Here is a 13,831-nt window from a genome sequence, read left to right on the forward strand (position 1 = left end):
CTTTATCCTAATCAAGTGTTATAGCAACTCCCTACAACACATCATTAAGATCTTGTATTGCATCTATCACCATACCAGTACCAACACTGATCAATAGTAAATCAGTCCCCACACGAACAATTTTCTGTCCTTCAGGTGTCCGTCCTAGCTGGACGGTTAGCGCAGAAGGCACATCATAGTAAACAACATCCGCAGGCAGCGCTTGGCCTTTACGCCATTGTTTAACACTGCCCGGTGGTTCGCAGCGATTGTGTTTCTTGGCTAACCCTGGTGGACAATGCTTGGCATCACGGCTGGTATAGTAGTAATTATTAATAATTACCTGACGGTCATTACTAAAATAAGTCTGGTAATTATTGCTATCATTATCATGTTTCTTATGATGTTTTTTGTCGTGTTTTTCAGATTTTTGCTTATGGCTATGCTCATGCGAATCATGATCTTTAGCAACACTGTGGCTGACTGAAAGCACCGTTAAGGTACTTAACACAATAAGAGGTAATATATAACGATTCATAAAATTGATTCCTTTGCGATCAAATAGGCGCTAGTAAACATGCTTAACCAACGATATGCCTTACCGTTAAAACCAAATACTTTTAATGATATGGTTGATGTGGCTGCAAATGTAGTGCTATTGCACGCTGTTGTCGACATTAATCGATAGCATGTTTCTATACGGCTATGACTTCAGTTCCAATGCCAACTGTGAAAACAACACTCCTTGCCAACCATGTTGTAAAAACTGACGGATATTTTGATGATCAGAGCCCTGTGGCGTGGCCAAAACATCTCGATAATGTTGGCCGAACATTGCCAAGGTTTGCGGCTTAGATAATTGATGAATTTGCCCAAATGCCAAGATCTTACAAGAACCTGAATTCTGCCCTGCCTCATTGAGCAGATCACCATTTTTAAATGCACTTGGACTAAAATCATAATGGCTATCGATCAATGCCATAGACTCTTCAAAGCTCACGGTCTCCGCTCGCTCAGTCAAAGAGGATATAAATTCACTAATCTGTGTTACAGCCATAAAATACGCCCTTCCCTTAATACAATAAAAGTTAACTCATCCACATCAGATTACGCAAAACAATAGCAAAATAGCGCCACTTACTATAGTGAAAAAGCCTTAATGGTAACTGACCATCAAAGAGCTTGACCTTTAGCTCAGCTCTATTGCAGCAAAATTAGGCCTCGGTAGCTTATCCAAAATACTGTATAAATAAATCACTACTAGCGACAAGATGGCACCGATAATAAATAACCAATATCCTCCAAGATGATCCAGAATAATCCCGCCGCCCAATGGCGCAAACGCGAAACCAATTTCATAAAATGATGCCGCACCAAAGTAGGCTCCTCGCAAATGTTTAGGCGCAAGTCGATCAATATGCACATTCATCGTAGGGAACAAAATAGTTTCGGCTAAACTCATGATAATAATGGCGCCAATCCAGCCCCAAAATAAATCAATCGGGTTATAGGCTAACCACACTTGTGAGCACATCAACAGGATCAATCCGAACTGGATCCGATGAATTAAACTGGAGCCGGCCATTAATTTTAATAGTAAAAATTGAGTTGATATGATCACCAAGGCATTGGTAAAAATCATTGCAGAAATTAGCGTCAGTAAATTAGGCGCATTCGCTCGGGTAAGATATTGAATAAGCGAACTGTCCATTTGAGCATAAATGAACATACACAAAATATTCGCCACAATAAGACATTGAAGCAATTTGTCTTGCAGTAAAATCGCCACTATTTGCTTGCGGCTCATCACCGCAGGCTTTCGCTTAACCGCTGATGTTGCATCGCCCATGGTGGGAATAAGCCCATCAGGCACCTGTTCGGTTATTGATGGGCTAGTTTGCCGTGTTTGATGTCTAAATCCCCAAAAGAGTAACCCTAATAAAGCAGCAAAAGCCGCTGCAGTAATATAAAAGCTCGATTGTTTACCGGTTAAGCCTAACCAAATACCTAACATAGGCCCAACAGCACAACCTACATTGACGACAAAATACAGTGATTGCATTGCCAATTCACGGGTTTGGGGATCATCAATAATGTCACCAATTGTGGCAGAGGTAAGAGGTCGCCATAACGAGGTAGCAATAGAGCACAATGTCATCACCACCACATAGCCTTTAACTGAATCAACTTGTGCCAGTAATGAAAACGAGATGATATAGAGCACACCCGTGAGGTACATGAGCATTTTGCGACCAATTCGGTCAGACAATGCACTGCCAATAAAGCTAGTGAATACCGAAATAATCGCCGCACTCGACAGCACTAAACCGACTTCAGTGGCAGTTAAGGCAAATTTTTCATACAAGATAACAGCCAAAAATGGCCACACCATGAAATAACTGCCACGGGTAATAAATGAGCCAAAGAGCAATATCCACATTAACCTTGGAAATTGCTTAAACCGCGCTAAAGAAACATCGCTATGCACTTTTTGTCCTTAAAGAGTGATGCTGTAATTGAATGTAACAGACTGAATTGGTGGGATTGTTTAGACTAATCCTAACGACATTTACACCATTGAACCACCTATTTATTACCTAATCCTATGTTATTATTCATCATATAAGTTAATAGCTGTTTTTCATCAGCTCTATTTGACAGTGATAATCCTTTAACCACACCTTGTTGATCGCTTTGGTTACGGTGCTGTCCTAATTTTTGTTTGCCTTGTAACTCATCGATGACGATCTTAAAACCAACAATGCCCTTGGCTAATTTTTGTTGGTAATCATCTGCAATAAAACCACCACTTTCTAGCAATGAAGGTTCATATTGTTGGATGGTCGATTCGAGTACGTGTGCGGTGGTGGTATCATCAGTTAATTCAATAATGCCTTTTGCATGTACTACGCTGTAATTCCAGGTCGGAACAGCTGGATATGAGTCATACCAAGTGGGTGAGATATAACCGTGCGGACCATTGAAAATGCACAGAACTTTGGTGTTTACTATGTGTTTCCAATGGGAGTTACTACGAGCAAAATGGCCATACAAGGTACCATTTTCTCCCTCAGAGGCCGTGAGTAGTAAAGGTAAGTGTGAGCCCTCTAAATCAGTAGACACAAGAGTCGCAAAACCATATTGGTTAATGAACTGGTGTATTAACTCTCTAGAACCCATATCCCACTTATCAGGTACATGCATAATTCACTCTTTACTAAAATAATCAGTAAAGTCTTTATAATGAATGTAACGACTAAATGCCATCGTTTTATGGGTTTATAGCGATTATTACAAGTGGCCTACTTTAACCAAAATCACCGTATCTTGTTCCACATACGGATTATGCTGACTAAGATGCGGACTGCGGATCCACGTCCCTGCAGGATAACGCCCAAGTTCATCGATAAACTCTCCGCTAATCACGTAGATTTCTTCGCCACCAAAATGACGGTGCGGTTGAAAATGTGTCCCCGCGGGCCACATGACCAATGCTGTCGATTCTGTGCCATGTTGGTGTAACGGCATCACTCGTAATTTGCCATGGCCAGGCAGCCACTCAGCTTGCTTGGTATTGATAGCCACTTGCTGTGAATCAGTGGTTTGAAACTGATGTAGCTTAACCAATAGCGTACAACCTTGCTGGCTAAATGGCGCGTGGACAAAACCTTCAGGGTTACGCAAATACGAGCCTGCTGGATAATCTCCGGTTTCATCAGAAAATACTCCGTCGAGTACTAAAATCTCTTCCCCTAACGGATGAGGATGTGAGTTGAATTTAGCACCGGCTTGATATTTCACTATGCTGGTTGCATGGCCACGTTCAGCCTCTTCACGCGCTAAGCGCTTACGCAATACGCCCACTGCGGGACTATTTTGCCATTCAAGATCGGCAGTGTTAATCACCACTCGCTGACTAAAATCCATATTTAACATCTTGATACCTCACAACTACGATTGCCAGTATCTTAGAGCGAAATCAGCGTAATGAACAGCGAGTACAAAATGGTTTAATAGGTACTTTAAGGTACTTTTTATTGATTAATATGATTATTATTTTTATAAATAAAAAAACCTGTAAATAATATTTACAGGTTTAAGCTTGCGCAAAGCAAATTTAATAACCTCTACCGATGAAAAGGTAAGGCATAAAGAATGGGGCTAATTAGCTGTCTGAAGCAGTTAAGGCCATTTGACGTTGCTTTTTATAGGCTTTAGCCGAAGCCGGGATCGGCGTAGTCCGGCCTGTTTCTAGCCATTTTTTAAGGCGATTAGCATCGGCCATATGGGTGTATTTACCAAATGAATCTAATACAACAAATGCCACTTTACGCTTATCCATTTCGGTTAACATGACCAAGCAATGGCCCGCTTTATTAGTGTAACCGGTTTTAGTTAGGGCAATATTCCAGTTATCTTTAAAAACTAATTTATTGGTATTTTGAAAATCCAGAGCATAACGCGGATGTTGAAAAATAATATGCTTTTTATTGGTTGAACTTAGCTTACCTAATAACGGATATTGCTGGCTGGCTTTGAGTAGTAAAATAAGATCGTTAGCACTCGATACGTTCTCTGCCGATAACCCGGTAGGTTCAACGTAATGGGTTTGCGTCATCCCTAATGCCGTTGCTTTATCGTTCATAGCACGAATAAACGCCTTATACCCACCAGGATAATGATGAGCAAGCGAGGTTGCAGCTCGATTTTCAGATGACATTAGTGTCATTAACAACATAGTTTCACGGCTCACTTCACTGCCTAAACGCACCCGAGAGTACACATTACGCATCACAGGTGAGTCGCTAATTTTCACTGAAATTTTTTCATCTAAAGGTAATTTTGCATCTAGGGTCACCATGGCTGTCATCAGTTTAGTAACCGACGCTATAGGTAATGCTTGGTGCGGATTACTGGAGTACAGCACTTCATTGGTTTTTAAGTCGACTAACATGGCGCTGTTAGATGCTAGTTCTTGTAATAATTGTTTTTGAGACACAGGTTCAGCAACTACCGACTGGCTAATTACGGTATTTGAACACAATAAAATGCAGGCAAAAAAATGACCGAGTTTCATAACTCTCACTTGAAAAATAAACGTAACGATGTTCATTGAGTATACGATAAAGAATTAGGCCTACAATAGATAAATAATCACTTTTAGTAAGATTTTAGTGGATTTGTTGTAGTTCAAGTCCCAAAGATATCCATTAAGCCATATATGACATATGGCGAGCTAAATCTGGCACGGTAAATCGATAACAAAATGCAGCCCTCGCCCCCCCAAAAATAGCCAAAGAGATATGCAGTCTTGAGGTGTATAACAAGATCAACTTCAGCACAAATACCGCTTTTGTTGGCTTCATGCTAAGATTAAAAAGTCGTTCAAAAAGAGAGTATAAATGGACATTAACTTGCATTTTTTTAGCCGCTTAAACCCATGGCTTAATAGCTTATTCACCTCTAAAGACACTGTTAAAACAGAGAATGATGATGCTGAGAAAGGACGAATATCGCTGAAGACGATAGCGAATCAATGTCCGCTTCAAGCTCATAGAGGCCCAATCACTCAAGTGATGTTAGACCAACAGCATCATACCTGTGACGATTTTGTCGGTCGGGAAAAACAGCTTAGCCAAATATCTGATGTAATTGATCAATGGCGTAATCACCATGGTGAAATCAGTGCCATTGTCTCTCCTGGTGGTGCCGGAGGTTCTTCTTTTTTAGCTCAGCTGCTGCCTTTACTGCAAACTATTGCTGCTCAAGACGCAAAAGATGTCCCGAAAACTAAGGCAAAACCACTTCCATCTCAATGGCTACTAATGAGTTTTTACCAAGCGCCAATGAATGAAAATGATGCCATTGCTGATATATGTTATTGTTTTGGCATTGTGCCACCGGACACCATCACCGAGACCATAGCTACTATAAACAAGCAGCCACCTCAGCTGATTCTGATTGATGCTATGCACAAACTGATGTTACGAATGATAGGCAACAATCAAGCTTTAGTCACCTTTGCCACTATCATAATGCAAACTCGTAAACATCACTGTTGGATCATAAGCTGTGAAAAATTTGCATGGCAACGATTAAGCGCACAGTACCAAATTCATCATGTTGTTAAGCATATTATTGAGCTTGATTATTTCAGTGAAACTGAATTAGCCGCGATTCAAACAAAACACCTGCTTGATTTAGGCTTAATCAGCAAGGATGTTATGCCGACAAAAGAGGCCTATAAAGACAGCAAAAAAGATCAAGTTGATATTACCAACCCTTACAAAGAACAACTCAAACAGCTATTCACTGTCAGCCAAGGACACCCTCAATTAGCCACACTATTATTGCAGTATTCACTCGCTCATCAGGTTGATATTAGCTCAGATAAAAGCTCAAATAGCGGTATTGAGATTTGTTGTATTAACGCATCAGCATTACAGCAATGCCATGATAGTGACCTATTTTCATTGGCGGAAATTTATATTCATGGCGGATTACGAGTCAATACCCATGCGCATATTTTTACTCTTAGTATTGAACAAAGCAGCTTGCAATTAGAGTACCTAGCTCGCCAAGGGCTGATTATTGCCCAATATTCGCAACAGGATTTTGCTCAGCATTTCTATTTTATCACTCCAACATTAAGCAAAATTATCGCCACCCACTTGGTCAACAACAATAAGCTGTTTAATTAAACGAGGTGAAAATGGACGATTCACGTAAAGCATTAAAAGCATTTTTAGACATTATTTCCTTTGATCGAATCATTAGTATTTTAGTGCTTTGCATCATGGCATGGCTGCTACTGGTGTTACTGCAATTTTGCTTAAAGCAACTCAATAAAGCCTTGCCTAAATACCGCTTAATATGGAATCGCTCATATCCTTTTATGCGTTTATTTGTGTGGCTATGCGTTATCGTTTATTCGATTGTTGGCATTATCGAACCGCACGAAAATTTAATCCTCGCAGTAGTGGGTTCGATTAGTATCGTGATCGGTTTAGCCACGCAAGAACCGGCTAAAAATATGATTGCCGGATTGATTATGATGATCAATCCACCTTATAGGGTTGGCGATATGGTGACCTTATCGGGCCATTATGGTGAAGTCATTAAACTGGAATGGAGCGTGACTTGGATACGCACCTTTAATGATGACACTGTCATGATCCCCAATGCCGAAGCATTGAGAACAGCGATACCCAATTCAAATAGCGGCGACTTAGATGAAATGGTGGTGGTGAAATTTACGATTCCAATGAATGCTGATCACCAAAAAGCCATTGCCCTTGCCAGAGAAGCGACTCAATGCTCACCTTATACCTTTTTAAATAAACCTATTATTGTCATCTTAGGTAACGAGCACGAGTTTGGCCACTTTCTACAAACCATCACAGTCAAAGCGTATGTGATGGACGTAAGGTTAGAGAAAAAGTTTATGAGTGACATTAACATACGAGTGCTTTCAGCATTTAAAAATGCTGATTTTTATGATGCGCAACAAACGGTGCTTGAGTAATTTGCGTTATAATCGCCTCAATTGTTAAATCCCACTTTTTGATTGTTACAATGGAGAATATTGCTATGACACAAGATGAAATGAAAAAAGCAGCAGGTTGGGCAGCACTACAGTATGTCAAACAAGGCACTATCGTTGGTGTGGGTACCGGATCTACCGTCAACCACTTTATTGATGCACTGGCAACGATGAAAGATGATATTGAAGGGGCAGTATCGAGTTCAGAAGCGTCGACAAAAAAACTTATCGAACTGGGCATTGAAGTATTTGATTTAAACAGTGTTGATTTGATTGATGTCTATGTTGATGGCGCAGATGAAATTAATGACCGCATGGACATGATTAAAGGTGGCGGTGCAGCCTTAACTCGCGAAAAAATTGTCGCTGCTGTAGCAAAAAAGTTTATTTGTATTGTGGATAATACCAAGCAAGTGCCTATACTCGGCGATTTTCCGTTGCCAGTAGAAGTGATCCCTATGGCGCGATCTTATGTGGCGCGTGAATTAGTTAAATTAGGCGGCGATCCTGTCTACCGTCAAGGTGTTGTAACCGATAACGGCAACGTGATTTTAGATGTGTACAACATGCAAATTCTCGATCCTAAAGTGATGGAAACTAAAATCAATGCCATCGTTGGTGTCGTCACCAATGGATTATTTGCTAATCGCGGCGCCGATGTATTGCTGGTTGGCACCCCAGATGGTGTTAATACCATTACACTGTAACAACTAAACCATTCGCTTGATTAACTTGAATGTTTAGCAAGAGCATAAAAAAATGGCCTAGCAGAAATGCTAGGCCATTTTTATTTATCGATCATCTTATCTGTTAATGATCATAGCGACACTATACGCTAAATTGGCTTACCGCTTCTTTTAAGGCTTTAGCGCGGATTCTTACATCTTCCGATGCTGCGGCATTTTCTTCTGCAGCATGTGAAGATTCATCTGCAATATCGCGAATAATCACCACGTTTTTACCGACTTCAGCAGCGACCATACTTTGTTCCTCAATCGCGGCAGCAATTTGAGTACTCATGTCCATGATATTAGTTACGTCATCGGTAATTTGACGTAACACTTGGCCAGCAATTTCAGCCTGTTCGGCACTCTCACGCCCTTGCTGTTGACTCTCTTGCATAAGGCTAACAATAGAGTGAGTACGAGATTGCAAAATTGAAATGATACTGCTGATTTCTTCAGTTGAAGATTGTGTCCGCATCGCTAAAGAGCGAACCTCATCTGCGACGACAGCAAAACCTCGGCCTTGTTCACCCGCTCTTGCCGCTTCGATTGCCGCGTTTAATGCCAATAAGTTAGTTTGATCGGCAATCCCACGGATCACATCAAGCACACTGCCAATTGTTACACTGTCTTTTTCAAGTTCGGTAACCACCGCGGCAGAATCCACCAGTTGTTTCGCTAATAGGGTAATTTTTTGTACGGTGAGCTCCACGCCCTGTTGGCCCGATTGAGCATTATCATGAGTTTGACTGGCTTTAGTGGCCGCCAATTCAGTATTTTTAGCAATTTCGTCAATGGTCGCGCCCATTTCAGTAATCGCGGTCGCAACCATATCGGTCTCATTTAGTTGGCGTAACACCCCCTCTGACGCCAAAGAAGCATTGTCAGATAATTCATGGCATGACACGTTCATCGCATCAACAGACTCATTAACTTGCTCAATCAGTTCCTGAAAAGAAAGCAACATACGGTTAAAATGATGCGACACCCGTGCTAACTCATCTTGACCAGATTCATCACAGCGCAGAGATAAATCTTTATTTTTTTCAATGGTCGAAATCACAGCAGTAATATTATCTACTGGCACCATAATACTGCGGATAATCATTAAGGTAACAACGACGAGTACTACGGTGATAATTAAAAAGATAATAATAGATAACACCATACTTTGATATTCGGCATCGGCAATATATGCATTGGCTTGCTGATTAAGTTGACGAGTATTATCTTCTGTTGTTTGAATAATTTGACGCAGATCCTCCATTTTTCCTTCGGTTTCCTTTAAGCCAAATTGCTGCTCTTTGGCCACTAGAAGTTTAAAGTCACCTTGGTACTGTTTAATTTTCTGTTCAAGCTGTTGAACGAGTTCACTGCTCAAACTAGAACTTGAAAGTGTCTGCACAAATTTATCAATATTTTCATCAAAGGTTTTGACATACTTGATATCACGACGCAGCATAAAATCTTTTTCATTTCGACGTAACTGCAGCATGATAACCGTAATCGAATCTTGGCTATTTAAAGCAAGTTCTTGCTCTACGTTATGAACGGCTTCTCGTAACTGTCCATACAGTCCCGACGTTGGGGTTAGGCCTATTTCTGTTTGTAACTCTACAATGTTACTAAATACATTTTGGTATTGGGTTAAGCTTTGCTCTAAATTATCTAAATGTTGAGTGTCTATACTTCGTGATTGTAATGAGTCATCAACTTGTTTAATTAATGCGAATACATTTGAGATGATTTTTTTGTGGTTGGCCACATATTTCATGTCTAAGCGAGCAAAGAAATCTTTTTCGTCTTTACGAAGTTCTAGGATTTGCTTTTCGACCTCAATAATATTTTTCGATGCCATCGATAAATCGGTTTGAACAGAAGCGGTGTAACGCTGTAAGCCAAACATGGACACTATTGCAGTCAACGACACCATTGCACTGATAATAAGTTTTGAACGGATAAACATATATTGACCACCTAGAGGATAATTATTGTTATTAAAGTGCTTAATAAATATAGTGGATAAAAGATCAGATGCTAATAAAGTTAGATATTATTTGCTGGCGTCTATTTATCGGCATCAGGAACATCAACTGTAATGTTATCTAATATCTATTACGTCCTAACTCAATTAACAATCAACGCTATGTGTGACTAAACTTCAATGCATACATATAAGCCTTTAAAAAAAATGAACTTTTTAATGATGACCAACGGATTAAACATCCGAGACTTCCCCTTCAACAAAACCGCCTTAATATGATGCTCAGATGATTTATTTTTTTCCTCTCTAAACCTTTTACCTACTTGCCTCTGTCAAATAACCACACAATGATAATGAAAACATTGCAACATTAAGGATGCACAATATTAATCAGCCAATTTCAGAGCCCTTGAAACATCTCGAGGCACTTGACGATAATCAATTAGTTGCCATTGCGACTTTGGGTTGTCAACAGGCATTCGAACAACTGTATCGGCGACACCATCAACGTGTTTACGCCATCTGTTTTCGTCTCAGTGGCCAAACAAGCTTAGCTGATGATATCACTCAGATTTGTTTTATTCGTTTGTGGCATAAATTGGATCAATTTAGAGGCGATAGCCAATTTACTACCTGGTTACATCGCTTATGTGTCCACCAAGCCATTAACGAATTAAAGGCACAACAATCATGGTGGCGACGTTATTTACCGACAGAACAACTTGACCCATCCAATATCCCCTCGGTGACGTTTGATGATTATCATCTATTAGATAAATGCATCGCTAAGTTACCGCAACGTACTCGAATCGTGTTTGTATTGTGTGCTGTTGAAGGCTACCAACATAAAGAAATCGCTGCCCTGCTCAATATTGCCGAAGGAACCAGCAAAGCCCAGTTCCATAATGCCAAACAATTATTACAGGAGATGCTTGCATGAATAAGTCAGCGCAAGACCTCGATAACCTAGTCAAGTCATTACCTTTAGAAATAGAGTCGACAAGCGATTTGTGGCCAGCGATAGCATCGCAGTTAGGTCCTCAATATCCACAAAAAAATCTGCAGCGCTACTGGCTTATTGCCGCGAGTGTTACGATTTTTTCTTTATTGGCCTTGCTGATGTGGCAACGCCCGGATGAGAGTTCATTATTGCCACAAACGGCTGCACTAACAGCAACCATGCCACAATCCACTGCTAATACCGAGGTCAGCCTAGCAACACCCTCAACCCAAACAGAAGCAACATTAGCTGAGCTGGTTGATCAAATAGCCTTAACTCATCAAAGCCAATTACAAGCTTTTAATCAAAATCAATACACAGTGAGTTGGCAACTATCATCAACTGATGCACCACAACAACTGCAAGCTGATATTAGCCAAGCACTAGCCGAGCTGGATAACGCTTGCAAACAAGTGCAAGCGGCATTGAAACAACAACCTACGAATCAACAAATGTGGCAACTATGGCGCTGGATCATGCAACGCCAAATCAACCTATTACAGCAAGGTCAAAAACTGCCATTTATCTCCAAGCAAGCATCACAAGGAAATACAATATGAACATGGCTAAATACGTGTTAATCGTGCCGTTAATCGGTATCAGTTTTATGTCAATGGCCAAAGAAACCGTTGACCAACAATTAACTGTCACTGATAACCCTTCGGTCAGCGTTAAAATACAACGAGGTAATGTTGAGCTGGTCAGTTGGGACAAAAATAGTATTCAGATCAAAGGTGAACTTGATGAATTAAGCCAAGGCTTATTATTTGAGGTTAACGGCAATAGCGTAATTGTCGAAGATAAATTACCTCGCAGCTATCAGGGCAGTAATCAACAAGGCTCACAACTGACCATTTACCTTCCGAAACAGCTTGGCTTAGATGCAGAGGGAGTGTCTGCAAGTTATCAATTAGCGCAACTTGATGGCCAGATATCATTAGCCGTTGTTAGCGGAAGTATTACCGCTAAACAACTTAGCGGTAATACTAAACTCACCACAGTGTCAGGCAATATTAATACCTCTGAGTTAGCCGGAAAAATTAACCTCGAAACCGTTTCAGGCGATATCACAGACAACAATAGTCAGGGCGAAGCTGAACTGCGCTTAGTCAGTGGCGAACTAAAAAGTCAAAGTGCTTTTACACAGTTAACTGTCGATCAAGTCTCTGGTGACATCAGCGTCACAGTTAATCAAGTCACTGAGTTGAATGTTGTTACGATCAGTGGTGATGCACAATTGACTCTCGGGGGAGAGTTAAACAAAGCCCAACTCGAAACCATAAGTGGAGATATGGCACTAACCTTTACGGCTATGCCTAACAGCAGTTTTATGATTGATGGCGGCCCTGGTGGCAAAATTAATAATCAATTAACCGATGACAAACCGCTAAAACAAAAGTACTCACCGAGCAAAACCTTGCAATTCAAAACTCTAGCAGGTGCAGGCCAAGTGAACATCAATACCATTAGTGGCAAAATCAGTCTAACTCAATAAGTATAAATAACATTAGCTCGAGGTAAGCGATGCTTATAAAAGACGATTTCCTCGCAATTGATTTTGTATTTGAGTAGAAAGTGCTCTGCCATGAGCAGATAAAAAAAGCCCGGTAATCATCATATGGTGACAACCGGGCATTTTTATATATTCAAATGATAACTACACAGACTTGACTTCTGCAGCGGTTAAAAAGCGCCATTCACCTGCAGCTAAGTCAGTATTTAACTCGATAGCACCAACCGCTTCACGATGTAAATTAACCACTCTATTACCCACCGCGGCAAACATGCGTTTCACTTGATGGTACTTACCTTCGCTAATCGTCAATCGCACATGAGTTGGGTCAATAATATCGAGCAAAGCAGGCTTAGTCAGTCCATCTTCATTACGCAGTTCAACCCCATCAGCAAAGACTTGGATCAAACTGGCATCAATAGGTTCGGCCAACTCAACTAAGTAGCGTTTACCACAATCTTTCTTCGGTGAAGTGATTTTGTGCGACCATTGTCCATCACTGGTGATTAACACTAATCCAGTGGTGTCGACATCTAATCTACCGGCAATATGTAAGGTGTCCATTTTTTCAATATCAATTAAACTTAATACCGATGGATATTCCTCATCAATGGTTGAACAAATGGTGTCTACCGGTTTGTTTAACATGATGTAACGTTCACCAATGATGCTAATTAACGTGCCATCTAAATGCACTGCCATTTGTGGTAGTACTTTAAAACCTGAGTTTTTGACCACGACACCATCACAGGTAACATCACCACGATGCAAGGCTCTCTTGGCTAATGACCGGGTCAGTTCGGTACTTTCACAGATAAATTTGTCTAAACGCACAATGATTACTCAATCAAAAAATATTGGCACTATTATGCTGCTTACACACATAAATAGAAATCAATCACCGATATTTTTCACTACAACAGTCATTTTTAGTTACATATAGTCACAAAAAACCCCTTAAAAATGCACCTATGCGGCTTGTTTTATAGGCGGATAAGGCCGTAACATACAATTTATAATAAAAGTAATAGCTTTTCCCTTTGGATAAAGGGGTTATTGCTGGATTAAGTGACACTGATTGCAATGC

14 protein-coding genes are annotated in these 13,831 nt (G+C 40.5%); 6 read left to right on the forward strand and 8 right to left on the reverse strand.

Annotated elements, in window-relative coordinates; genetic code table 11:
- Positions 1-31 precede the first annotated feature (31 nt).
- From H5123_RS06935 to pbpG, 6 genes are all read right to left on the reverse strand, one after another.
- Positions 32-517, reverse strand: coding sequence for a hypothetical protein (locus tag H5123_RS06935; protein ID WP_182697474.1), 486 nt, complete (start codon positions 515-517; stop codon positions 32-34).
- A 165-nt stretch (positions 518-682) separates the two neighbouring features.
- Positions 683-1,036, reverse strand: coding sequence for a HopJ type III effector protein (locus tag H5123_RS06940; protein WP_182697475.1), 354 nt, complete (start codon positions 1,034-1,036; stop codon positions 683-685).
- Positions 1,037-1,168: 132 nt separating this feature from the next.
- Positions 1,169-2,467 carry an MFS transporter gene (locus tag H5123_RS06945; protein ID WP_182697476.1) on the reverse strand — a complete coding sequence of 433 codons (1,299 nt, stop codon included), beginning with the start codon at positions 2,465-2,467 and terminating at the stop codon, positions 1,169-1,171.
- Between the two features lie 98 nt (positions 2,468-2,565).
- Complete coding sequence (locus H5123_RS06950; RefSeq protein ID WP_182697477.1) at positions 2,566-3,183, reverse strand: FMN-binding negative transcriptional regulator; 618 nt, start codon at positions 3,181-3,183, stop codon at positions 2,566-2,568.
- An 87-nt stretch (positions 3,184-3,270) separates the two neighbouring features.
- Positions 3,271-3,915: a cupin domain-containing protein gene (locus tag H5123_RS06955; protein WP_124015586.1), complete on the reverse strand. Its 645-nt coding sequence runs from the start codon at positions 3,913-3,915 to the stop codon at positions 3,271-3,273.
- A 229-nt stretch (positions 3,916-4,144) separates the two neighbouring features.
- The gene (gene pbpG / locus H5123_RS06960; protein ID WP_182697478.1) at positions 4,145-5,056 is read right to left on the reverse strand and encodes a D-alanyl-D-alanine endopeptidase; all 912 of its coding nucleotides are present in this window, start codon (positions 5,054-5,056) and stop codon (positions 4,145-4,147) included.
- A 325-nt stretch (positions 5,057-5,381) separates the two neighbouring features.
- Here pbpG and H5123_RS06965 point away from each other — a divergent pair, with 325 nt between their 5' ends.
- The 3 genes from H5123_RS06965 to rpiA all read left to right on the forward strand — a co-directional run bounded on the left by H5123_RS06965 (position 5,382) and on the right by rpiA (position 8,229).
- Entirely contained in the window at positions 5,382-6,680 is a 1,299-nt protein-coding gene (locus H5123_RS06965; protein WP_182697479.1) for an ATP-binding protein, read from the forward strand.
- Between the two features lie 11 nt (positions 6,681-6,691).
- A complete protein-coding gene (locus tag H5123_RS06970; protein ID WP_124015583.1) occupies positions 6,692-7,504 on the forward strand; it encodes a mechanosensitive ion channel family protein in 813 nt (270 codons plus the stop codon).
- A 65-nt stretch (positions 7,505-7,569) separates the two neighbouring features.
- Positions 7,570-8,229 (forward strand): ribose-5-phosphate isomerase RpiA, encoded by a 660-nt coding sequence (gene rpiA / locus H5123_RS06975; RefSeq protein WP_182697480.1) that lies wholly within the window; start codon positions 7,570-7,572, stop codon positions 8,227-8,229.
- 121 nt (positions 8,230-8,350) lie between these two features.
- On the opposite strand, the gene H5123_RS06980 is transcribed toward rpiA, so the two are convergent.
- On the reverse strand, positions 8,351-10,213 hold the full coding sequence (locus H5123_RS06980) for a methyl-accepting chemotaxis protein (protein WP_182697481.1): 1,863 nt from the start codon (positions 10,211-10,213) through the stop codon (positions 8,351-8,353).
- Positions 10,214-10,640: 427 nt separating this feature from the next.
- On the opposite strand from H5123_RS06980, the gene H5123_RS06985 reads away from it, so the two are divergent.
- The 3 genes from H5123_RS06985 to H5123_RS06995 are packed head-to-tail and all read left to right on the forward strand — an operon-like array spanning position 10,641 to position 12,726.
- Positions 10,641-11,171: an RNA polymerase sigma factor gene (locus H5123_RS06985; RefSeq protein ID WP_404948301.1), complete on the forward strand. Its 531-nt coding sequence runs from the start codon at positions 10,641-10,643 to the stop codon at positions 11,169-11,171.
- A complete protein-coding gene (locus H5123_RS06990; RefSeq protein WP_182697483.1) occupies positions 11,168-11,791 on the forward strand; it encodes a hypothetical protein in 624 nt (207 codons plus the stop codon). The genes H5123_RS06985 and H5123_RS06990 overlap by 4 nt, the downstream gene beginning before the upstream one ends.
- On the forward strand, positions 11,788-12,726 hold the full coding sequence (locus H5123_RS06995; protein WP_182697484.1) for a DUF4097 family beta strand repeat-containing protein: 939 nt from the start codon (positions 11,788-11,790) through the stop codon (positions 12,724-12,726). The genes H5123_RS06990 and H5123_RS06995 overlap by 4 nt, the downstream gene beginning before the upstream one ends.
- Before the next feature lie 162 nt (positions 12,727-12,888).
- On the opposite strand, the gene rsuA is transcribed toward H5123_RS06995, so the two are convergent.
- Entirely contained in the window at positions 12,889-13,578 is a 690-nt protein-coding gene (gene rsuA, locus H5123_RS07000) for a 16S rRNA pseudouridine(516) synthase RsuA (protein ID WP_273059301.1), read from the reverse strand.
- Positions 13,579-13,831 lie beyond the last annotated feature (253 nt).

The sequence above is a fragment of the Shewanella sp. SR43-4 genome (assembly GCF_014163845.1).
GTDB lineage: Bacteria > Pseudomonadota > Gammaproteobacteria > Enterobacterales > Shewanellaceae > Shewanella > Shewanella vesiculosa.